The organism is Pseudarthrobacter sp. NIBRBAC000502771 (genome assembly GCF_006517215.1).
Lineage (GTDB): Bacteria > Actinomycetota > Actinomycetes > Actinomycetales > Micrococcaceae > Arthrobacter > Arthrobacter niigatensis.
On sequence record NZ_CP041187.1, the window covers coordinates 217,514 to 240,118 of the forward strand.

Consider the following 22,605-nt stretch of genomic DNA (forward strand, 5'->3'; position numbering starts at 1 on the left):
ACATGTCCGCCTTACGAGAATCGCTTGGATTCCTCACCAGCCGCCTCCGCCAGGTTGGCATCTTCGTTGCCCTGATCCTGATCGTCCTGCTGTTCCAGGGACTGACCGGCGGAATCCTGCTGGAACCGCAGAACGTCACCAACCTGGTGGTCCAGAACAGCTACATCCTCATCCTGGCCATCGGCATGGTGATGGTCATCATCGCCGGGCACATCGACCTTTCCGTTGGATCGGTGGCAGGGTTCATCGGCGCCGTGGCCGGGGTCATGATCGTGCACTGGGGCTGGCCGTGGTGGGCAGCCATCCCGGCCTGCCTCCTGGTCGGAGCCCTGGTCGGCGCGTGGCAGGGCTACTGGATCGCCTACGTGGGGATTCCCGCCTTCATCGTCACGCTCGCCGGCATGTTGATCTTCCGCGGGCTGACGCTCATCACGCTCAAGAACCAGCAGATCACCCCGTTCCCCGCGGAACTGCGGGCCTTGGGCGGCGGCTTCCTTCCGGACATTTCCGGCGGCACTTCCGTGCTGGAATGGCTCACCGTCATCCTGGGCCTCGGCGCCACGGCGGCCCTGCTGATCCAGGCCTTCAAGGAGCGCAGGATCCGCCGCAAGTTCGACCTCGAAAGCGAACCCCTGGTCTGGTTTGTCATCAAGACCACCTTCACCGCGCTGCTCATGCTGGTCATCACGTTCCTGCTGGCGTCCTACCGGGGCACTCCGATCGTCCTGGTGGTCCTTGCTGCCCTGGTGATCGCTTACACCGCCCTCATGAACAACAGCGTCTTCGGCCGCCACACTTACGCTATCGGCGGCAACCTCCACGCCGCCGAACTGTCAGGCATCAAGACCAAGGCCGTCACGTTCCGGCTCTTCGTGAACATGGGCGTCCTCTCCGCGCTGGCGGGCCTGGTGTTCACCGCCCGGCTCAACTCCGCCCAGCCCGCCGGCGGAACCGGCTTCGAGCTCGATTCCATCGCGGCAGCATTCATCGGTGGAGCAGCTGTCACCGGCGGTATCGGAACAGTAGCCGGAGCCATGATCGGTGGCCTCATCATGGGCGTACTGAACAACGGCATGTCCATCCTGGGACTGGGCACCGACTACCAGCAGCTCATCAAGGGCCTGGTACTCCTGGTCGCCGTCGGTTTTGACATCTTCAACAAGAACCGCAGCGGCGGCGGAGGGGAGATTGGCAAGCGCTTCAAGCTCAAGACCAGCCCTCCGCCGGCCCGGGAAAAGCCGGCGCCGGCCGCCAGCGAAACGGTGGAGGCAGGCGTGAAGTAGGCGGGTCACGCGCACCTGCCGGCCCCCGTTGCCCGGACGAAGTCCCGGCAACGGGGGCCTTCCTGCGTCCGGCGCCGGGAAGCAAACGCCCAGGCAGCTCTTTAAGGGGCAGCCAGGCCGGTGGCAACATCAGCCGGCGAGCGCCGGCGCCGGCTGAGCACAATAAAGGGCGCCGCCAGCAGCTGCACCGCGCCGCCCAGGGCCAGGGACGCCGGGTAGCCGTAAAGGTCCGCGGTCCTGCCCAGCACCGGCTGCACCACCACTCCCCCGCTCGAACCCATGAGCGACGCGAAGCTCAGGACCGTGGCCCGCTGCTTCGAGGCGATCATGTCGTTCAGGTACGCCTGGCGGACAGGGGTGCCGGCGGAGGCAACCACGGCCCACAGCGACAGCAGGACCAGGGCAAGCCAGAAGGAGTGGGTGGCCAGGAGCACCACCAGGACCACTGAGCTGGCAATCGTGGAGCCGATCAAGACCGTGGTGCGGCGGCCCACCAGTTTGCGGACCAGCGGCGCAAGCCAACCACCAACGATGTCCGCGCCGGCAACGATCGCAGCTGCCAGTCCTGCGATGGCATAGGCCTTGGGGTCGCCAAAGAGCTGCAGCAGGTACGGCTGGAGGGCGTAGAAGACGTAGAACCCCACCCCCTCGGTGAACGGGGCCGCCAGCATCATGAACCGCACCGGAGGGTTCTTCAGTCCGCCCTCCAACGAGGCGCGCAGGACTGCCCGCGTGGCCTGCACCGGGTGGGCCGACCGCTCGGGGGTGAAGCCGACGTCGTGCATGAGGAGGAACGCAACGGCGAACATCGCCACCAGCACTCCCACCCGCAGCAGGAAAGGGACGCCAAGGTTCGTGGCCTGGGCAATGACACCGCCTGCCACGGATCCGGCCAGCATTGCGATTCCGGACACCATCTGGCCCCGCCCCAGGACGGCTTCCAGGCCGCCGTCGTAGCCGGAGAAGTGGAGCGCATCCACCAGCCAGGCTTCCACGGCTCCGGAGAAGAAGGTGAAGCCAAGGCCAAGCAGCGCAGACACGGCCGCCCACCACCAGAACGGGGCCGACAGCTGCCAGAGCAGGTAGTACAGGTAGGTAGACGCCGCCAGGGTCACGGTGCCCAGCAGGAAGGATGCGCGGCGTCCCCAGCTGTCCGCCACCACCCCGGTGGGCACCTCGAAGAGAACCATCCCTGCGGTGAAGAAGGCGTTCGCGGCGAAGGCCTCGAGGTTGGTGAGCCCCGCGTCGAGCAGGAAGAGCGTGTTGATTCCCCAGATGAAGGACGCCGCAAGCGTGTTTCCCAACGTCAGCGTCAGGTAGACGTTCTGGATCTTTCGTGCTGCGGCGTTCACCGGCGGCCGTTCCTTTGGACTGTTTCGGGGCTGGATCAGGACGGGCTGAAATTTGGCGGGACGGGGTCGTGGCGCAGGTACTGCCGCCGGAACCGGCCGGTGCCTGCCGTGAGGGCCCGCAGTTCCACCGCGTAGCGCAGGAGCTCCTGGTCGGGGACTTCAGCGCTGATCTCCGTCAGTCCTTCGCCTGATGATGTGGTGCCCGTGAGGCGCCCCCTGCGGCCCGACAAATCGCTCATTACGGTACCCACGTGTTCGTCGGCAACGGTGATGGTCACGGAGGACACCGGTTCCAGCAACTGGACCTTCCCGGCGGCCGCAGCTTCGCGCAGCGCCAAGGCCCCTGCCGCCTGGAACGCCGCATCCGACGAATCCACGCTGTGGGCCTTGCCGCCGGTAAGGGTCACCCGCAGGTCCACGACGGGAAAACCTGCCGACACCCCCCGCTCCATTTGCGCCCGGACCCCTTTTTCGATGGACGGAATGAACGTTCCCGGGATGACGCCGCCCACCGTCTTGTCCACGAACTCGAATCCCCCGCCGCGCTCCAGCGGTTCCACCTCGATATCGCACACGGCGTACTGGCCATGGCCGCCGGACTGCTTGACGTGGCGTCCGTGGCCGGAGGCGGGGGCAGCGAAGGTTTCCCGCAGCGGTGTCACCACGTCAACGGTATGCAGTTTCACGCCCTGCTCGCGCAGCCGGTCCAGGACCACCTCGGCGTGTGCCTCCCCCATGCACCACAGCACCAGTTGGTGGGTCTCCGCGTTCCGGTACACCCGCAGGGTGGGATCCCCGGCGGCGATCCGGCCGAGGCTGCGGGCCAGCGCATCCTCGTCGCTGCGGGAATCCGCTTCCACGGCAACCGGCAGCAGCGGTTCGGGCATCTCCCACGTGGCAAGCAGCAGCGGGCTTTCCCGGCCGGAAATGGTGTCCCCGGTTTCAGCGCTGCCCAGCTTCGCCAGGGCGCACATGTCCCCTGCCACGGAGAAGGGGACAGGCCGCAGGCTGGCGCCCAGCGGGGAGTAGATGTGGGTGACCCGTTCATCGGTGTCGTGGTCCTGGTGCCCGCGGTCAGCCAGGCCGTGTCCGCCCACGTGGACGGGAGTATCTTCCCGCAGCGTCCCGGAGAAAACCCGCACCAGGCAGATGCGGCCCAGGAAGGGATCGTTGGAGGTCCGCACCACTTCAGCGGCGAGCGGGCCATCAGGATCGCAGGACAGCCTTCCACCCGGTTCCCCCGCGAGGTCGGTCATGTCCGGCAGTCTGCCTTCCAACGGGGCCGGGAAGGCGCGCACCAGGACCTCGAGCAGCTCTGCCGTGCCGAGTCCCGTAACAGCAGACGTTGGCAGGACGGGAAAGAACGAGCCCCGGGCGACGGCGGTTTCCAGGTCGTCTGCCAGCACCGCGGTATCGATGTCCTCCCCGTCCAGGTAGCGGTCCATCAGGGTTTCGTCTTCGCTCTCGGCGATGATGCCCTCGATCAGGGCGCCCCTGGCGGTCCCGGCGGCAGCGAGTTCCTGCGGTGCGGCCGGACGGACATCCGGTGACGGATCGCCGGACGAGTAGTCCGTTACCTCCTGGGACAGCAGGCCCAGGAGGCCGGCCGCGCCACCCTCGGCGGGCACCGGGACGTACAGCGGGAGGACCCCGTCGCCGAACGCTTTCCGGCAGGCGGCCAGGGCGCCGTCGTAATCCGCCCGCGGATGGTCCACCCTGGTGATGACGACGGCGCGTGGCAGCCCCATGTGCGCGCACTCGCCCCACAGCGCCGTAGTGGTGGCGTCGATGCCGTCCACGGCCGAGACCACGAACAGGGCGGCGTCCGAAGCCCTCAGTCCGGCCCGGAGTTCCCCGATGAAATCCGGGTAGCCGGGGGTATCCAGGAGGTTCACTTTGACGTCGCCCACCAGCAACGGAACCAATGACAGCGTGACCGAGCGTTGCTGGTGCACCGCGGCCGGATCCGAGTCGCTGACCGTGGAGCCGTCAGCAATGGATCCCTTGCGGGTGATCACCCCGGTGGCTGCGAGCAGTGCCTCGATCAGCAAGGTCTTCCCGGCGCCGGAGTGCCCCACCAGCGCCACGTTCCGGATCCGGGCCGGGTCCTCCGCCGCGATCCCGGTGGCCTGGTCTGCCCGCTTTGCGTCAGGCCCGTTCCTGCCGCCGGCACCCCGCGCGGACTCCTTGGTGCTCTTCACCGACATTGGAACCTCCTGGCATCGTTGCCGACCGGACGGGACGTGTCCTCTGATTCGACACCTTGGGACGGCGGGACGGCAAGTGCCCAGGCTATTTGCTGCGGGCTTTGCGGGTGGCGGCGTCGTTGGCCTTCTGGAGGGCGTGGACCAGTTGGTCCTTGTCCATCTTTGAGCGGCCCTTGACGTCCAGTTCCCTGGCCAGCTTGTAGAGGTGCTCCTTGGACGCATTGGCGTCGACGCCGCCGGCGGTGGGCTCGGATGACCGGACGCCCTGCTCCGCGCGTTTGTCAGACGGGCCGCGCTTTTCCTTGGGCTCCCAATGGTCGCCCACCTTCTCATAGATGTGCTTCAGTGAGGCGTAGGCTGCACGGGCAGCGCGCTCTTCGTCGTTGTCGTAGGACTCGAGGGCGGAGTCATACGTCTTCGCGAACGTGTCCTGGGCCTTTTGGTCGGAACGCTGCAGCGTGGACGGCAGTTCGTCCTTGCGGGCATGGTCGTTCTTGCCGGTCTTGGGCATGGCACCCATCCTCCTTTAGTCAGCAGGCTGATTATTCGGATGGATCCAGCTTAGACCCGGAGGTGATATGGAGCCCCCTGTCGGATTCGAACCGACGACCCCCGCTTTACAAGAGCGGTGCTCTGGCCAACTGAGCTAAGGAGGCGTGCCCCGGAAGGCGTGCGCCCGCAGGCGCTAGATAAGGTTAGCCCAACTCCTGCCGGGGGTAAAAACGCCCGCGGAACCGGCGGTGAATGCGCAAGGGCCCACCCCGGAGCGAATCCGGAGCGGGCCCCTGCACGGGCTGTTTCCCGTCAGCCCTTGGCCGCGATGGCTGCCTGCAGGAAGTCCGGGAACGGCGTCTGGGCGCTGTCCCCCTTGCCCCACTGCTTGCCGTCCACGAACACGGTGGGCGTACCGGTCACGCCGATGGCCGCCGCTTCCTTGGTGGTGAACTTCACGAACGGGCGGTACGTCTTGTCATCCACGCAGGAACCGATATCCACGCCCATGTCGGAGGCCATCTTCTTCAGGTCGTTGTCCGAGAGGCCGGCACTTCCTTCAGCCGGTTGCTGGGCGTACAAGGCATTGAAGTAGTCGGCGTACTTCTGCGGAGCCGTGTTGGCAACGCAGGCCGCCGCATTGGCCGCCCGCGATGAGTAGTTGGTGGTGGACCGGCTGTCCAGGAAGCCCAGCGGCCGGTATTCCACGGTGATCTTGCCGTCATTGCGCAGCGAGGTGAGCTGGTCGTTGTACTGGGCCTCGAAATTCTTGCAGACGGGGCAGATGAAGTCGATGTAGAGGACAACCTTCACCGGCTTGCCCGCCTCAGCTTCGGCGCCCGGGGCCACTACCTCGGCCGGCGGGGTCTTGGGGGCGTCCCCCAGGGAGGCTGCGTCGACGGTAGCCGGTCCCGTCTTGGCCACGTCCGTGTTGGCCAGCAGGGTCACGCCCCCGTGGGCGTTGGCGTTGGCGGGGACCGGCCCCTGGTCGGCTATCGGCGCGTTCTGCTTGAGGCTGTTGGTGACAACCAGGGCCACCACCACAAGGATGGCCACAACCGCCGCCACGATGCCCCAGCCAATGAGGAGCTTGTTGCGCTTGTCCTTCTTTACCTGCGCTTCGCGGATCAGGCGCGCCTTTTCGCGCGCCTCCGCGGTTCGCTCAGCCTTGGACTTACGTACTTCGTTTGCGGGGCTCATGAGTTCCTTGGGTCGGTCGACGTAGGGGGACCACTTGGTGGTGCCCCAAACATTTTAGGGGAGAAAGCTGAGAGCTTGCGGTTTCAACCATTCTTCCGGCTTGACCAACGGACGAATAGCCCCGATGATTCCGTCCGGCTAGGGTGGCTTAGAGGCACAAGCAACCCCAGGGGGCCGCAATGCAAACACCCGTCCAGGAAAAACCAGCCGGAACAGCTACGGCCGGCAGTTCCGGTTCCGGCCACGCCGGCCATACCAAATACGACTTCATGGTGGTCTCCAACAGGCTGCCCGTGGACCGGGTGGCACCAGGGGACGACAGCGACGACGGCTCCGGCTGGCGCCGGTCGCCCGGCGGCCTGGTGACTGCACTGGCGCCGATGATGACCAAGACGGACGGCGCCTGGGTGGGCTGGCACGGCGCCCCTGACGAAACGGTCGAGCCGTTCAGCCACGGAGGCATGGACCTTGTCCCGGTCCAGCTCAGCACCGATGACGTGGAGCTGTACTACGAAGGGTTCTCCAACGCCAGCCTTTGGCCGCTGTACCACGACGTCATCGCCCCGCCGGAGTTCCACCGCACCTGGTGGGACGCCTACCGCAGGGTTAACCGCAGGTTCGCCGACGCCGTGGTGCGCCACGCGGACCAGGGCGCCACGGTGTGGGTGCAGGACTACCAGCTCCAGCTGGTCCCCCGGTTGCTCCGTGAAGCACGGCCGGACCTGCGGATCGGTTTCTTCAACCACATCCCGTTCCCGCCGCCGGAGATCTTCGCCCAGCTTCCCTGGCGCCAGGCCATCATCGACGGGCTGCTGGGCGCGGACCTGGTGGGCTTCCAGCGGCCCAGCGACGCGGGAAACTTCATGCGCTCCGCCCGCCGCTTCCTCGGCGCCAGCGTCAAGCAGCAGCAGGTTCACGTCAAGGACCACAACGGCCAGCTGACCCACATCGCCCGGGCCCAGGCCTTCCCCATCTCCATCGACGTCAAGCAGATCACCGAACTCGCCGCCCGGCCGGACATCATCGAACGCGCCCGCCAGATACGCCAGGACCTTGGCAACCCCAAGACCATCCTGCTCGGAGTGGACCGCCTGGATTACACCAAGGGCATCCGCCACCGGCTGAAGGCCTTCGAGGAACTCCTTGCGGACGGCCGGCTCACGGTGGGCGATGCAACCCTCATCCAGGTTGCTTCCCCCAGCCGGGAGCGCGTGGAACAGTACCGGCTCCTGCGCGAGGAAGTTGAAGGCACCGTGGGCCACATCAACGGCACCTACGACACCTTGGAGAACACCGCCGTCCGCTACCTGCACCACAGCTACCCCGTGGAGGAGATGGTGGCGCTGTACCTGGCCGCGGACGTCATGCTGGTCACCGCGCTGCGCGACGGAATGAACCTGGTGGCCAAGGAATATGTCACCGCCCGCAACAACAACGACGGCGCGCTGGTCCTCAGCGAATTCGCCGGGGCGGCCGACCAGCTGAAGCAGGCGCTGCTGATCAATCCGCACGATATCGCCGGCCTCAAGAACACCATCATGGCTGCCGTAGAACTCACCCCGAGGGAGGCCTCACGCCGCATGCGGGCCATGCGCAAGCAGATTCTGGACCACGACGTAGACCACTGGTCAGCGGACTTCCTGCGCGCCCTGAACGAGAAAGTGGTCCGCGATGACTCCTGAGCGCCCCGGTAATGCGCCATTGGCGCTCACCCCCGAGCTCCGCGAAGCCCTGCGCCGGATCGCCGGCACGGAGCACCTGCTCGTGGCCATGGATTTCGATGGCACCATGGCACCCATCGTCGGGCGGGCGCAGGACGCACGGCCGCTTCCCCGGTCGGCCACCGCTTTCGCAGGCCTCGCCGTCCTTCCACGGACGACGACGGCCCTCATCTCCGGACGCGCCCTCGCCAGCCTGCGGGAGGTCGCTTCCCCGCCGGTCGACACGCTCCTGATCGGCAGCCACGGCGCCGAGGCATGGCTGGGGCCCGGTTCCACCGAACTGGCTCTTGAAGAGGACCAGAAGGCACTCCTTGAAGAGGTCCGCGCCGAGTTGGCCGGCATCGTTGCCGAGGCGCCCGGCACCTCCCTTGAGGACAAGCCTGCCGGCGTCGTCCTGCATACCCGCCAGGCTGAGGACGACGTGGCAGAAGACGCAGTAGCGGCAGCACGGTCGGTGCTCCGGGACCGCAAGGGAGTCTTCCTGAAGGAAGGCAAACGCGTCCTGGAGACTTCGGTTGTCAATGCCTCCAAGGGCGAAGGTGTCGCCTTCCTGCGGCAGGCCACCGGGGCCACTGCCGTGCTGTTCGCGGGCGACGACGTCACGGACGAGGACGCTTTTGGCCGGCTCGAACCGGGCGACGTGGGGGTCAAGGTGGGCCTTGATTTCACCCAGGCCCAGTATCGGGTGGAGGCTCCCGTCCACATTGCGGAACTGCTGGAGGCCCTGCTTCAGGAGCGGAGCATTGCTGTTGCCGAAGAGGATCCGCAGGCCGCGTCCGGTTAGGACGTGGCCGGCGGCACATGTGACGTCCGTAACATTTCGGCGAGGAAGCGCAACCTCTGGCATACTCTAGGTGTGATGTGGCGCACAAGCACCGTGCGGCGTCATTCTGCGCTCCGGGCCCAGGCTCGGAGCGCTTTGCAGGAACAAAACTGAATAAACATGAACCATTCACAACGGATCGTCCGGCACGTACCTGCCGGTGAAGGGATTGATAACTGTGGCTACAGTTACTTTTGATAACGCTACGCGTCTGTACCCGGGCACAGATAAGCCCGCCGTCGATAAGCTCAACATCGACATCGCCGATGGCGAATTCCTGGTCCTCGTGGGACCCTCCGGTTGCGGCAAGTCCACCTCCCTGCGCATGCTCGCAGGCCTTGAGGACGTCAACGCCGGCCGCATCCTGATCGGTGACCGTGACGTTACCGATGTTCCGCCGAAGGACCGCGACATCGCCATGGTTTTCCAGAACTACGCGCTGTACCCGCACATGACTGTGGCCGACAACATGGGCTTTGCCCTGAAGATCGCCGGTGTCTCCAAGGAAGAGCGCGCCGAGCGCGTCCGCGAAGCCGCCAAGCTCCTTGACCTTGAGCAGTACCTGGACCGCAAGCCAAAGGCACTCTCCGGCGGCCAGCGCCAGCGCGTTGCCATGGGCCGCGCCATCGTCCGTAACCCCCAGGTCTTCCTCATGGATGAGCCGCTGTCCAACCTGGACGCCAAGCTCCGCGTCCAGACCCGCACCCAGATCGCGTCCCTGACCCGCCGCCTCGGCGTCACCACCGTCTACGTGACGCACGACCAGGTTGAAGCCATGACCATGGGTGACCGCGTGGCTGTGCTGAAGGACGGCCTGCTGCAGCAGGTGGACACCCCGCGCAACCTTTACGACCGCCCGAAGAACGTCTTCGTTGCCGGCTTCATCGGCTCCCCCGCCATGAACCTGCTGGAGCTTCCCGTGGTCGACGGCGGCGTGCAGTTCGGCGGCACCGTCTACCCCGTGCCGCGCGACGTCCTCGAAGAGGCACACGGCTCCACGGTCACGCTGGGCAGCCGCCCGGAGGACCTGGAAACCGCTCCGCAGGGTGAAGGCCTGAAGGTGGAGGTGGACGTTGTCGAGGAACTCGGCGCCGACGCCTACGTCTACGGCCACACCACCCTCGACGGCAAGGACCACGACATCGTGGCCCGCGTCGACGGCCGCCGCCCTCCGATGAAGGGTGAGGTCATCTACGTCCGCCCGCAGTCGGGCCACGTGCACCTGTTCGACACCAAGACCGGCCTGCGCCTCGGCGACTGACGTTCCAGCTTAGAGACCGACGGCGGTCCTCCTCCGGGAGGGCCGCCGTCGGTTTTTAAGCGGCAAATTTTAGGCGCGGTACCCCCAAGTACGGAAGAATTGAGCCATGACCGAGGAATACAGCGCCCAGTGGCACGACGAACCCACCGACTACGCGCAGATCGGGAAGCTGCCGCGGTTCGTGGCGGCCAGTGCAGATGACAACAAGGCGGCCTCGGTAGCCTCGTCGCTGAACATCACTGCCGCGGCAGCGGATCCGGAACTGCTGGACCTGCCCTGGCATATCGCCCTGGAGGAGTGGCCGGCGCAATACCTGGCGGCCCTCCCCCGAGGCATCTCGCGGCACATCGTGCGCTTTGCCCACCTGGGCGGCTCTGTCATCGCCATTAAGGAAACGTCCGAGCATGTGGCCCGCCACGAATACCACATGCTCCGCAAGCTCGCCCGCTTCGATGTGCCCTGCGTGGAGCCCGTGGCCGTGATCACCGGACGGACCACCCCCGACGGGCGTCCGCTCAACCCGGTCCTGGTAACCCGGCACCTGAAGTTCTCCATGCCCTACCGCGCGCTGTTCTCCCAAATGCTGCGCAAGGACACCCTGACGCGCCTCATCGACGCGCAGGCCCTGCTGCTGGTGCGGCTGCACCTGATCGGTTTTTACTGGGGAGACGTGTCGCTGTCCAATACCCTCTTCCGCCGCGACGCCGGAGCCTTTGCCGCCTACCTGGTGGACGCCGAAACGGGCGAGCTGTACCCGGACCTGTCCACGGGCCAGCGCGAATACGACCTCGAAATCGCGCGGGTCAACATCGCCGGGGAGCTGATGGACCTGCTGGACGGCGGCCTGATCGAGGAGAAGGTGGACCCCGTAGCCACCAGTGAGCTGATCATGGACAGTTACCGGCGGCTGTGGGCTGAACTGACGGAGAAGGAATCCTTTGAGCTGGGCGAACGCTGGCGGGTGGGCGCCCGCATCCGGCGCCTGAACGAACTCGGCTTCGACGTCGAGGAATATGCCATCAAGACCACCCAAAACGGCTCCACCATCCAATTGCAGCCCAAGGTGGTGGACGCGGGGCACCACCAGCGGCGGCTGCTCCGGCTGACCGGCCTGGACGCGCAGGAGAACCAGGCCCGCCGCCTCCTCAATGACATGGACTCGTTCCGGGCGGACAACAACCCGGAGATGGACGAGGAATACAGCGCCCACCTGTGGGTCAGCCAGATCTTCGAGCCGATCGTGCGCTCCATCCCCCGGGACCTCTCCGGCAAGCTCGAGCACGCCGAGGTGGTCCACGAGGTTCTGGAGCACCGGTGGTACATGTCGGAGAAGCAGGAGCGCCACATCCCGCTGGCAGAAGCCGTGCAGTCCTACATCGACTCGATCCTGCGGCACCGGCGCGACGAAGCAGCGATCATGCTCAACCCGGACACCGAATTGCTAAAGATCCTCGAAGTGGAAAACGAGGAGTCCCGCTATGGTGCCGATGAATCCGATGACGAATACCCGGATTCGGACGACTGACTCCTAGATGGCCTTCCCGGGGTTGAGGACTCCGGCAGGGTCGAACAAATCCTTGATCCTGCGCTGGAGTTCCCGGACGGGCTCCGGTTGCTCCTGGCCCAGCCAGCGCAGCTTGTACTGGCCTATGCCGTGCTCCCCCGTGATGGTCCCGCCCATGGCCAGGGCCGCGGTGATGGACTCGTCCAGGGCCACCTGGAGCCGATCCATTGCACCGGGTTCCACGTCCGGGCCCTGCCTGTCGATCCAGAATGTGGGGTGCAGGTTTCCGTCCCCGGCGTGTGCCACCACCTTGAGGTGCACCTGCTGCTCGGCGGCCATAGCTTCAAGCGCTGCAACGTAGTCCACCAGGCGGGAGCGCGGAACAGCGACGTCTTCGCCCACCCGGTACTCGTCGTCCACCTCCGTACCGCGGCTGTGCCGCCGCAGCTCCACCAGCCGCTCCGCCTCGGCGCTAGCCTCGGTGGTGACCGTGGCCCCGCCGTCGCGCAGGACCCGCCGCACCACCTCCGCCTCGGCCGCAGCCCCAAACCCGTCGGTCTGGACCAGCAGCAAGGATTTCCCGCGGGCGGTGAGGTCGGACCCATGGATGTCGTCGAGCTGCGCCAGCGTACCGCCGTCGAGCAGTTCCATGATGGCGGGCTGGACGCGGGCCCGTCCCACCGCCAGGACGCCGGCAGCGGCAAGCCTGAAGTCCGGGTAGAACGCGGCGACGGTATGCACTTCCCGGGGCAGGTACTTCAGCCGCACCGTGATCCCGACGACGATCCCCAGCGTGCCTTCCGACCCCACGAAGAGGCCCGTGAGATCGTAGCCGGCCACGCCTTTGAAGGTTTGGTGGCCGGTGTGGATGAGGGAGCCGTCCGCCAGGACGACGTCCAGCGCCAGGACAGAGTCCCTGGTGACGCCGTACTTGGCACACCGCAGGCCGCCGGCGTTGGTGGCCACGTTGCCGCCGATCGTAGAGCTCCGGAAACTGGCAGGGTCCGGCGCGTACATGAGGCCGTGCTCCGCGGCGGCTTCGTTGAGCACGGCGTTCACGACGCCAGGCTCCACCACAGCTGTTTCGTCATCCGGGCTCAGGGCGAGGATCCGGTCCATCCGCTCCAGGGAGAGGATGATGCAGTTGGCGGTGGCATGGGCGCCCCCGGATACGCCCGTGCCGGCTCCCCGGGGCACGATGGCCACGCCGCTGTCCGCGCAGGCCTTCACTACCGACTGCACATCGGCCACCGACTCGGGGAACACCACGGCCAGCGGAAGCTGGAAATCGATCACGGGCGCCTGGTCCACGGCGTATCGGAGGAGCGGGACTTCGCCCGTGTCCACCTGGCCAGGTGCCAGGATGGCTTCCAGCTCGTCAACGATGCTTCCCACAAAGCCTCCATCCGTCGTCGGACATACCTACCCAGTCTAGGTGCGCAGCATGCGAAGCCTTGAAGCTTTCCCTGCTGTAATCGCTTCCAGTTCCGTCCCTGCCGCTGGGCCGCATCCAGGAATAGGCGGCCGGACACATTTATGGAAGCGTTTTCAGTTATTTGGTCCTTCGCCGTTATGCTGGCTTGCATGTCTGTCGAAACTGTGACCCAGGACACTACCGCCTCCGCCGGGCCCCTGACGCTCATCCACACTGCTGACACCGTCCCGGGCTGGTGGCGCTCCGCGGTGATCTACCAGGTGTATCCCCGGTCATTCCGTGACCTGAACGGCGACGGCATTGGCGATCTCGCCGGGATCACCGAGGAACTGCCGCATCTGGCGGACCTGGGCGTCGACGCCGTGTGGCTGTCTCCCTTTTTCAAGTCCCCGCAGCGGGATGCCGGCTACGACGTCAGCGACTACTGCGACGTGGATCCCATCTTCGGCACGCTTGGCGACTTCGACGTCATGATGGCCGAATCCCACCGCCTGGGCCTGCGGGTGATCGTGGACCTGGTCCCCAACCACTGCTCTGCCCAGCATCCCGCGTTCCAGGCGGCCCTTGCAGCGCCGGTTGGAAGCCCGGAACGGGACATGTTCATATTCCGTGACGGGACCGGTCCCGACGGGCAGGAACCGCCGAACAACTGGCAGTCCCACTTCGGCGGCCCTGCATGGACCCAGGTGGAAGGGCAGGGTGGACGGCCCGGCCAGTGGTACCTGCACCTCTTCGACTCCTCGCAGCCGGATTTCAACTGGGACAACCCGGCCGTCCACGCAGAGTTCGAGCGGGTGCTCCGGTTCTGGCTGGACCGCGGCGTTTCCGGCTTCCGCGTGGACGTGGCCCACGCCCTGGTCAAGGCTCCGGGACTGCCGGCCTGGGGCGGACGCGCGGACGGCGGCAGCAGCGACGGCTATCCCGGCCACGAGGCACCCATGTTCGGTCAACCCGGCGTCCACGACATCTACCGGAAGTGGCGGATGCTCCTGGACGAATACGGCCCCGACCGCATTCTCTGCGCCGAGGCCAGCGTGGACCTCCACCGGCTTGCCCACTGGGTCCGGCCGGATGAGATGCACCAGGCTTTCAATTTCCCCTATCTCCACGCTGGCCTGGACATTTACCGGCTCCGCTCCGTCATCACCGACTCATTGACCGTCCTTGACGGCGTCGGAGCCCCCAGCACCTGGGTACTTTCCAACCATGACGTGGTCCGCCACGCCAGCCGGTTTGGCTACAACGGGCTGGGTCCGCGGGACGGGGACGGCATCGGCTTCGCAGACCCCCAGCCGGACCATGACCTTGGCCGCCGCCGCGCGGCCGCTGCTTCGATGTTCATGCTGGGGCTGCCCGGGGCCGCCTACCTGTACCAGGGCGAGGAACTGGGACTGCCTGACGGGATTGAGATTCCGGACCACCTCCGCCAGGACCCCACGTTCGCCCGCACCGGCGGGCAGCGGCTTGGCCGCGACGGCTGCCGGGTTCCCCTGCCGTGGCGCGGCGAGGACCCGCATCTGGGATTCGGTTCGGGAAGCGATCCTTGGCTGCCAATCCCTGACTCCTTCAAAGCACTGGCAAGGGACCTGCAGGCGGAATCACCGGCGTCGCACCTCTCCCTGTACCGCCAGGCCCTGGCCTGCCGTCGTGAACTGGACCTGGGCCGGGGGTCCTTGTCATGGGCCGAGGACTGGTGCACCGGCTCCTCCCTGGGCTACGTGAACGGCACTACGCTGGTGCTTATGAACCTGAACCACGAGCCGCTGGAAATGCCCGCCGGCAACGTCCTGATCCGCAGCCTGCCCGCAGGCGCGGGCCACGCCCTTGCCTCCGGTGAGACCGCGTGGATACAGCTTGGACCGGACGCCGCAGCAGCTTTCTGACGATGGCAGGCATCAAAGAAGTTGCCAGCCGGGCAGGCCTGTCCGTTGCCACGGTCTCTCGGGCGTTGAGCGGCAAGTCCAACGTCTCTTCCAAGAGCCGCCGGCTGGCCCAGGAAGCCGCCCGGGAACTCGGATTCGTCCCCTCATACCATGCGTCGAGCCTCGCGTCCGGGCGGAACCACAACATCGGGCTGGTGGTGCCCAACGTCCAGCGCTGGTACTTCTCGTCGGTACTCGAAGGCGTCTCCGAAACCCTGCTCGACGCCGGCTACGACCTGACGCTGTACAACGTGGGTGAGCAGCCGGAGCGGCGAAACAGCATCCTGACTGACTTCCTGCTGCGCAAGCGCCTGGATGCGGTGATCACGGTGGCACTGGTGCTCAGCGAAGAGGAAATCGGCCAGCTGCTGGCCGTGCACCGTCCTATTGTGGGCATCGGAGGTGCCCTGCGCGGAGCCTCTACCATCCGGATCGATGACGAAGGACTGGCCATGATGGCCACCCGCCACCTGATTGGCCTGGGTCATACCCGGATTGCCCACATCACCGGCGACGCGGGGCTGAACCGGGATTTCAAGTTGCCCCAGCTGCGGCAGAAGGGCTTCAGCGCGGCCCTGGCAGGAGCAGGACTGGAGTTCCGGCCGGAGTGGCATGTCACTGCCGACTTCACCATCCAGGGCGCGTACGCAGCTGGCCGCCGGCTGCTGGGGACCTCCACCGAGCGTCCTACGGCCGTCTTTGCCGCGTCCGACGAGATGGCGGTGGGCATCATGCTTGCCGCGCGCGACTTTGGGCTTCGGGTCCCGGAAGATCTTTCCGTGGTGGGAATTGACGGGCACGAGCTCGCGGAAACCTTCGGGCTGACCACCGTCAGCCAGGATCCATGCGGCCAGGGAAGGCTTGCGGCAGCCACGGCTTTGGCCTTGCTGGAAGGCGCCGGCGGAGATTCCGACGGCGGTACAGCGGCTACGTCAGCACAAGACCAGGAATACCCCACGGAATTCGTGATCCGGCACAGCACCGCCGTAGCACCGGGACCGGCCACGCGGACAGCCTAGGACAGGTCTTCGGAAGGGACCGCATCCGTTGAGTCGCCGGCACCCATGAACCGTGCGAACCTTTCCAGGATCAGGGGCCACGCCTCCATATACGTTTCGCGGGCGGCAACGGGATCCTCGGCCCCTTCCCACCCCTCATGGAATACACGGACCTCCGTCTCCGGCCCAACAGCACGGAACACCACCAGGAGCTCGGTGGACCAGAGCGCCGTGCTTCCGGGGTGCCAGGAGGCATGGAAGGACAGTGGCGGCTGCCAGTCGTCGAGGGTACCCCAGATGCTGGTGCGGCCATCGTCAGCCGTCTCAAGGATGAGGTTCTCCTCGAACTCCACGTAGGAGCCGGCCCCGTAAACGCCGTGCTTTTCCAGGGGCCACCACAAGTGCGTATGGTCGGTGAAGCCTGCGAAGGCCCGGGAGACGGGGCCCGGAACCCGGACCGTGTTCACCACCGGCTCCAAGGGATCCGAAGCCTGCCGGCCGTCGTCTTGGGAGGGGTCGTGGGCGTGGCTGAAGATGCTGCTCATGAGGGTCAATCCTACCGGCGGTCGTTTGGCCCTCCGTCGGCATCGGTCTTGTGGTTAAAGTCGAAGGGCCCTGACATTCCTTGTCAGGGCCCTTCGTAATGTATGTCCGGCGGTGACCTACTCTCCCACACCCTCCCGGGTGCAGTACCATCGGCGCTGTGGGTCTTAGCTTCCGGGTTCGGAATGGGACCGGGCGTTTCCCCCACGCTATGACCGCCGTAACCCTTGTACCCGGCCAAACCCCTGGGGGGTTGGTGGGAAGTCTTGTGGTTACAACATCCGCTGTCCTGGGACAGCTGTGTGGTGTTGTTATTTAGTTGTGGTGGTTCCGTGCCGTGACAACCCGTGTTGGGGGGTTGTTGGTTGGGAACCACATAGTGGACGCAAGCAGAGTTTTGTATGTATCTGTGTGGTGTAAGTTGTTGGCCTATTAGTACCGGTCAGCTTCACGAGTCGTTAGTCCTCGCTTCCACATCCGGCCTATCAACCCAGTGGTCTGGCTGGGGGCCTCTCACACATAAAGTGTATGGAAATCTCATCTTGAAGCGAGCTTCCCGCTTAGATGCTTTCAGCGGTTATCCCATCCGAACGTAGCTAATCAGCGGTGCACTTGGCAGTACAACTGACACACCAGAGGTTCGTCCGTCCCGGTCCTCTCGTACTAAGGACAGCCCTTCTCAAATTTCCTGCGCGCGCAGCGGATAGGGACCGAACTGTCTCACGACGTTCTAAACCCAGCTCGCGTACCGCTTTAATGGGCGAACAGCCCAACCCTTGGGACCTACTCCAGCCCCAGGATGCGACGAGCCGACATCGAGGTGCCAAACCATGCCGTCGATATGGACTCTTGGGCAAGATCAGCCTGTTATCCCCGAGGTACCTTTTATCCGTTGAGCGACGGCCATTCCACAATGTACCGCCGGATCACTAGTCCCGACTTTCGTCCCTGCTCGAGATGTCTCTCTCACAGTCAAGCTCCCTTGTGCACTTACACTCGACACCTGATTGCCAACCAGGCTGAGGGAACCTTTGGGCGCCTCCGTTACTTTTTAGGAGGCAACCGCCCCAGTTAAACTACCCATCAGGCACTGTCCCTGACCCGGATTACGGGCCGAAGTTAGATGTCCAAAGTGACCAGAGTGGTATTTCAACGATGACTCCACCCGAACTGGCGTCCGGGCTTCAACGTCTCCCACCTATCCTACACAAGCCACTCCGAACACCAATACCAAACTATAGTAAAGGTCTCGGGGTCTTTCCGTCCTGCTGCGCGTAACGAGCATCTTTACTCGTACTGCAATTTCGCCGAGTTTATGGTTGAGACAGCGGGGAAGTCGTTACTCCATTCGTGCAGGTCGGAACTTACCCGACAAGGAATTTCGCTACCTTAGGATGGTTATAGTTACCACCGCCGTTTACTGGGGCTTAAATTCTCAGCTTCGCCTTGCGGCTAACCGGTCCTCTTAACCTTCCAGCACCGGGCAGGAGTCAGTCCGTATACATCGTCTTGCGACTTCGCACGGACCTGTGTTTTTAGTAAACAGTCGCTTCCCCCTGGTCTCTGCGGCCCCGATCCCCTCCACACCGCGAAGGTGTATCAAGGTTGGGGCCCCCCTTCTCCCGAAGTTACGGGGGCATTTTGCCGAGTTCCTTAACCATAATTCTCTCGATCGCCTTAGTATTCTCTACCTGATCACCTGTGTCGGTTTGGGGTACGGGCGGCTAAAACCTCGCGTCGATGCTTTTCTCGGCAGCATAGGATCACCAAATCCCCCCAAACGGGGGTCCCATCAGATCTCAGGCACCATGAGTGGCGGATTTGCCTACCACTCGCCCTACATCCTTAGACCGGGACAACCATCGCCCGGCTCGGCTACCTTCCTGCGTCACACCTGTTAATACGCTTGCCTCCCAGGATCAGGTCCCGCGCTCCACCAAAACCCTTCACCCACAAGGGGTGTCGGGCAGGTCTCGGGCGGTTAGTATCCCCTGTTCAACATGGACGGTTTTTCGCCGGTACGGGAATATCAACCCGTTGTCCATCGACTACGCCTGTCGGCCTCGCCTTAGGTCCCGACTTACCCAGGGCAGATTAGCTTGACCCTGGAACCCTTGATCATTCGGCGGACGGGTTTCTCACCCGTCTTTCGCTACTCATGCCTGCATTCTCACTCGTGTAGGCTCCACCACTGGTTTACACCGCAGCTTCACCGCCCACACGACGCTCCCCTACCCATCCACACTCCTGAACCACAAAGGCTTGGAAAATATGTGAATGCCACAACTTCGGCGGTGTACTTGAGCCCCGCTACATTGTCGGCGCGGAATCACTTGACCAGTGAGCTATTACGCACTCTTTTAAGGGTGGCTGCTTCTAAGCCAACCTCCTGGTTGTCTGGGCAACTCCACATCCTTTCCCACTTAGCACACGCTTAGGGGCCTTAGTTGGTGGTCTGGGCTGTTTCCCTCTCGACTATGAAGCTTATCCCCCACAGTCTCACTGCTGCGCTCTCACTTACCGGCATTCGGAGTTTGGCTGACGTCAGTAACCTTGTAGGGCCCATTAGCCATCCAGTAGCTCTACCTCCAGCAAGAAACACGCAACGCTGCACCTAAATGCATTTCGGGGAGAACCAGCTATCACGAAGTTTGATTGGCCTTTCACCCCTACCCACAGCTCATCCCCTCCATTTTCAACTGAAGTGGGTTCGGTCCTCCACGACGTCTTACCGTCGCTTCAACCTGGCCATGGGTAGATCACTTCGCTTCGGGTCTAGATCACGCCACTCACACGCCCTATTCAGACTCGCTTTCGCTACGGCTGCCCCACACGGGTTAACCTCGCGACGTAACACTAACTCGCAGGCTCATTCTTCAAAAGGCACGCCGTCACCAGAACAGAGCCGGCTCCGACGGATTGTAAGCACACGGTTTCAGGTACTGTTTCACTCCCCTCCCGGGGTACTTTTCACCTTTCCCTCACGGTACTGGTCCGCTATCGGTCATTAGGGAGTATTTAGGCTTATCAGGTGGTCCTGACAGATTCGCACGGGATTTCTCGGGCCCCGTACTACTTGGGATACTCTCACAGGCGGTACAAACACATTACGGTTACGGGACTAACACCCTCTCTGGCCGGCCTTTCAAAACCGTTCACCTATGCGCGCACATCACACCCCACCAGCCCGGCAGAACTGGTACGGAAAGTCCCACAACCCCGACCATGCAACGCCCGCCGGCTATCACACATGGAACGGTTTAGCCTGATCCGCGTTCGCTCGCCACTACTAACGGAATCACTATTGTTTTCTCTTCCTGCGGGTACTGAGATGTTTCACTTCCCCGCGTTCCCCCCACGCACCCTATGTGTTCAGGTACGGGTCACCAAGTCACTCGCGCGCTTGGCGGGGTTTCCCCATTCGGACACCCTGGGATCACAGTCCGGTTATCGACTCCCCCAGGCTTATCGCAGATTCCTACGTCCTTCTTCGGCTCCTAATGCCAAGGCATCCACCGTGTGCTCTTAAAAACTTGACCACAAAGATCAAAAACAAAAAACACTCGAGAGAACCACAGAAACTGCCCCGCACACCCACAGGCGCACGAACCAGATCCAGGTTCATATTCTTGGAAATTGCTTCTTATACAAGATGCTCGCGTCCACTATGTAGTTCTCAAACAACAACCCCACACCACACACCCCACACACACCAAGTGCGCAGAGACGTCATGGCAGGGAAACCAGAAACAAACAAACCCACCAGAACACCACCCACACCCCAAAAGGCGAAGACAGCGAACCCGTGGCCCTGTTGCCTCAGGACCCAACAGTGTGCCAAACACAAAACCACGCATCCCCACGCCCACCGTTCCAGAACCATCACTGGCTCGTACTAGACAAGACACACAAACACGCGGCCGCTATTTGTTGATATTCCACCCATGAGCACCCGCCACGGAACAATCGTCCGTGCTACGGGCTTGCTTCCTGACAACACCACACCACCAACATGCGCTGGTGACCGGTTGTTGTAGGCGCTCCTTAGAAAGGAGGTGATCCAGCCGCACCTTCCGGTACGGCTACCTTGTTACGACTTAGTCCCAATCGCCAGTCCCACCTTCGACAGCTCCCTCCCACAAGGGGTTAGGCCACCGGCTTCGGGTGTTACCAACTTTCGTGACTTGACGGGCGGTGTGTACAAGGCCCGGGAACGTATTCACCGCAGCGTTGCTGATCTGCGATTACTAGCGACTCCGACTTCATGGGGTCGAGTTGCAGACCCCAATCCGAACTGAGACCGGCTTTTTGGGATTAGCTCCACCTCACAGTATCGCAACCCTTTGTACCGGCCATTGTAGCATGCGTGAAGCCCAAGACATAAGGGGCATGATGATTTGACGTCGTCCCCACCTTCCTCCGAGTTGACCCCGGCAGTCTCCTATGAGTCCCCACCATCACGTGCTGGCAACATAGAACGAGGGTTGCGCTCGTTGCGGGACTTAACCCAACATCTCACGACACGAGCTGACGACAACCATGCACCACCTGTAAACCGACCACAAGTGGGGGACCTGTTTCCAGATCTTTCCGGTTCATGTCAAGCCTTGGTAAGGTTCTTCGCGTTGCATCGAATTAATCCGCATGCTCCGCCGCTTGTGCGGGCCCCCGTCAATTCCTTTGAGTTTTAGCCTTGCGGCCGTACTCCCCAGGCGGGGCACTTAATGCGTTAGCTACGGCGCGGAAAACGTGGAATGTCCCCCACACCTAGTGCCCAACGTTTACGGCATGGACTACCAGGGTATCTAATCCTGTTCGCTCCCCATGCTTTCGCTCCTCAGCGTCAGTTAATGCCCAGAGACCTGCCTTCGCCATCGGTGTTCCTCCTGATATCTGCGCATTTCACCGCTACACCAGGAATTCCAGTCTCCCCTACATCACTCTAGTCTGCCCGTACCCACCGCAGATCCGGAGTTGAGCCCCGGACTTTCACGGCAGACGCGACAAACCGCCTACGAGCTCTTTACGCCCAATAATTCCGGATAACGCTTGCGCCCTACGTATTACCGCGGCTGCTGGCACGTAGTTAGCCGGCGCTTCTTCTGCAGGTACCGTCACCTTGCGGCTTCTTCCCTACTGAAAGAGGTTTACAACCCGAAGGCCGTCATCCCTCACGCGGCGTCGCTGCATCAGGCTTGCGCCCATTGTGCAATATTCCCCACTGCTGCCTCCCGTAGGAGTCTGGGCCGTGTCTCAGTCCCAGTGTGGCCGGTCACCCTCTCAGGCCGGCTACCCGTCGTCGCCTTGGTAGGCCATTACCCCACCAACAAGCTGATAGGCCGCGAGTCCATCCAAAACCACAAAAGCTTTCCACCAACCACCATGCGATGGAAGGTCATATCCGGTATTAGACCCAGTTTCCCAGGCTTATCCCAGAGTCAAGGGCAGGTTACTCACGTGTTACTCACCCGTTCGCCACTAATCCACCCACAAGTGGGCATCATCGTTCGACTTGCATGTGTTAAGCACGCCGCCAGCGTTCATCCTGAGCCAGGATCAAACTCTCCGTTGAAGAAAAACAGACACAACCAAAACCACCGGAAATAACGGCGCCAAAGGCTGCACAAAATTTGAAACCAGCCAAAAACACCAAACCACACCACAGGGGCGGCACGATTCGGCAAATTCAACCAATCACATACATAATCGGCATCAACAAACTTGGCACACTATTGAGTTCTCAAACAACAGACACACCCGGCACCACCCAAACCAAACATTCAGGATCGCTCCGGAGCAACTTTTCAAACTTACCCGCTGACGTTCCGCGTGTCAAACCGGCGTCCGCGATCATCCAAAGCGTA

At 63.5% G+C, this 22,605-nt stretch carries 13 protein-coding genes, 1 tRNA gene and 3 rRNA genes; 7 read left to right on the plus strand and 10 right to left on the minus strand.

Annotation, left to right across the window (positions count from 1 at the left end; all coding sequences use genetic code 11):
- Positions 1-2: 2 nt before the first annotated feature.
- Positions 3-1,283: a multiple monosaccharide ABC transporter permease gene (mmsB, locus tag NIBR502771_RS00990; protein WP_141158070.1), complete on the plus strand. Its 1,281-nt coding sequence runs from the start codon at positions 3-5 to the stop codon at positions 1,281-1,283.
- Positions 1,284-1,384: 101 nt separating this feature from the next.
- Here mmsB and NIBR502771_RS00995 read toward each other — a convergent pair whose 3' ends face one another.
- The 5 genes from NIBR502771_RS00995 to NIBR502771_RS01015 form a co-directional block, all read right to left on the minus strand.
- Entirely contained in the window at positions 1,385-2,635 is a 1,251-nt protein-coding gene (locus NIBR502771_RS00995; protein WP_141158071.1) for an MFS transporter, read from the minus strand.
- A 35-nt stretch (positions 2,636-2,670) separates the two neighbouring features.
- Complete coding sequence (locus NIBR502771_RS01000; RefSeq protein ID WP_141158072.1) at positions 2,671-4,842, minus strand: elongation factor G-like protein EF-G2; 2,172 nt, start codon at positions 4,840-4,842, stop codon at positions 2,671-2,673.
- Between the two features lie 85 nt (positions 4,843-4,927).
- On the minus strand, positions 4,928-5,353 hold the full coding sequence (locus NIBR502771_RS01005; RefSeq protein ID WP_141158073.1) for a ChaB family protein: 426 nt from the start codon (positions 5,351-5,353) through the stop codon (positions 4,928-4,930).
- Positions 5,354-5,421: 68 nt separating this feature from the next.
- Positions 5,422-5,498, minus strand: a tRNA-Thr gene (locus tag NIBR502771_RS01010).
- A 148-nt stretch (positions 5,499-5,646) separates the two neighbouring features.
- Positions 5,647-6,534, minus strand: a complete 888-nt coding sequence (locus NIBR502771_RS01015; protein WP_141158074.1) for a thioredoxin domain-containing protein — start codon at positions 6,532-6,534, stop codon at positions 5,647-5,649.
- Between the two features lie 179 nt (positions 6,535-6,713).
- On the opposite strand from NIBR502771_RS01015, the gene NIBR502771_RS01020 reads away from it, so the two are divergent.
- From NIBR502771_RS01020 to NIBR502771_RS01035, 4 genes are all read left to right on the plus strand, one after another.
- Positions 6,714-8,216: a trehalose-6-phosphate synthase gene (locus tag NIBR502771_RS01020; protein ID WP_141158075.1), complete on the plus strand. Its 1,503-nt coding sequence runs from the start codon at positions 6,714-6,716 to the stop codon at positions 8,214-8,216.
- A complete protein-coding gene (gene otsB, locus NIBR502771_RS01025; protein ID WP_141158076.1) occupies positions 8,206-9,039 on the plus strand; it encodes a trehalose-phosphatase in 834 nt (277 codons plus the stop codon). Before NIBR502771_RS01020 ends, otsB begins: the two co-directional genes overlap by 11 nt.
- Positions 9,040-9,256: 217 nt before the next feature.
- The gene (locus NIBR502771_RS01030; RefSeq protein ID WP_018762103.1) at positions 9,257-10,339 is read left to right on the plus strand and encodes an ABC transporter ATP-binding protein; all 1,083 of its coding nucleotides are present in this window, start codon (positions 9,257-9,259) and stop codon (positions 10,337-10,339) included.
- Between the two features lie 106 nt (positions 10,340-10,445).
- On the plus strand, positions 10,446-11,864 hold the full coding sequence (locus NIBR502771_RS01035) for a DUF4032 domain-containing protein (RefSeq protein WP_141158077.1): 1,419 nt from the start codon (positions 10,446-10,448) through the stop codon (positions 11,862-11,864).
- Between the two features lie 3 nt (positions 11,865-11,867).
- On the opposite strand, the gene NIBR502771_RS01040 is transcribed toward NIBR502771_RS01035, so the two are convergent.
- Complete coding sequence (locus NIBR502771_RS01040; RefSeq protein WP_141158078.1) at positions 11,868-13,238, minus strand: FAD-binding oxidoreductase; 1,371 nt, start codon at positions 13,236-13,238, stop codon at positions 11,868-11,870.
- A 177-nt stretch (positions 13,239-13,415) separates the two neighbouring features.
- Between NIBR502771_RS01040 and NIBR502771_RS01045 the strand changes: the two genes are divergently transcribed.
- Both NIBR502771_RS01045 and NIBR502771_RS01050 read left to right on the plus strand, forming a co-directional pair.
- Entirely contained in the window at positions 13,416-15,161 is a 1,746-nt protein-coding gene (locus NIBR502771_RS01045) for a glycoside hydrolase family 13 protein (RefSeq protein ID WP_141161361.1), read from the plus strand.
- Between the two features lie 2 nt (positions 15,162-15,163).
- Entirely contained in the window at positions 15,164-16,219 is a 1,056-nt protein-coding gene (locus NIBR502771_RS01050) for a LacI family DNA-binding transcriptional regulator (RefSeq protein ID WP_141158079.1), read from the plus strand.
- On the opposite strand, the gene NIBR502771_RS01055 is transcribed toward NIBR502771_RS01050, so the two are convergent.
- The 4 genes from NIBR502771_RS01055 to NIBR502771_RS01070 form a co-directional block, all read right to left on the minus strand.
- Positions 16,216-16,743 carry a hypothetical protein gene (locus tag NIBR502771_RS01055; RefSeq protein ID WP_141158080.1) on the minus strand — a complete coding sequence of 176 codons (528 nt, stop codon included), beginning with the start codon at positions 16,741-16,743 and terminating at the stop codon, positions 16,216-16,218. The two genes, NIBR502771_RS01050 and NIBR502771_RS01055, sit on opposite strands and share 4 nt — an antisense overlap.
- 104 nt (positions 16,744-16,847) lie before the next feature.
- Positions 16,848-16,964 (minus strand): 5S ribosomal RNA (gene rrf, locus NIBR502771_RS01060).
- Between the two features lie 188 nt (positions 16,965-17,152).
- Positions 17,153-20,280, minus strand: a 23S ribosomal RNA gene (locus NIBR502771_RS01065).
- Positions 20,281-20,789: 509 nt separating this feature from the next.
- A 16S ribosomal RNA gene (locus NIBR502771_RS01070) occupies positions 20,790-22,313 on the minus strand.
- The 16S, 23S and 5S rRNA genes sit together here, the layout of an rRNA operon.
- Positions 22,314-22,605 lie beyond the last annotated feature (292 nt).

What these genes read in the sequence shown, in the direction of transcription:
- mmsB (WP_141158070.1), top strand. Translation starts at nt 3, where the DNA reads ATGTCCGCCTTACGAGAATCGCTTGGATTCCTCACCAGCCGCCTCCGC.
- NIBR502771_RS01000 (WP_141158072.1), bottom strand. Translation starts at nt 4,842, where the DNA reads ATGTCGGTGAAGAGCACCAAGGAGTCCGCGCGGGGTGCCGGCGGCAGG.
- NIBR502771_RS01005 (WP_141158073.1), bottom strand. Translation starts at nt 5,353, where the DNA reads ATGCCCAAGACCGGCAAGAACGACCATGCCCGCAAGGACGAACTGCCG.
- NIBR502771_RS01015 (WP_141158074.1), bottom strand. Translation starts at nt 6,534, where the DNA reads ATGAGCCCCGCAAACGAAGTACGTAAGTCCAAGGCTGAGCGAACCGCG.
- NIBR502771_RS01020 (WP_141158075.1), top strand. Translation starts at nt 6,714, where the DNA reads ATGCAAACACCCGTCCAGGAAAAACCAGCCGGAACAGCTACGGCCGGC.
- otsB (WP_141158076.1), top strand. Translation starts at nt 8,206, where the DNA reads ATGACTCCTGAGCGCCCCGGTAATGCGCCATTGGCGCTCACCCCCGAG.
- NIBR502771_RS01035 (WP_141158077.1), top strand. Translation starts at nt 10,446, where the DNA reads ATGACCGAGGAATACAGCGCCCAGTGGCACGACGAACCCACCGACTAC.
- NIBR502771_RS01045 (WP_141161361.1), top strand. Translation starts at nt 13,416, where the DNA reads ATGCTGGCTTGCATGTCTGTCGAAACTGTGACCCAGGACACTACCGCC.
- NIBR502771_RS01050 (WP_141158079.1), top strand. Translation starts at nt 15,164, where the DNA reads ATGGCAGGCATCAAAGAAGTTGCCAGCCGGGCAGGCCTGTCCGTTGCC.
- NIBR502771_RS01055 (WP_141158080.1), bottom strand. Translation starts at nt 16,743, where the DNA reads ATGAGCAGCATCTTCAGCCACGCCCACGACCCCTCCCAAGACGACGGC.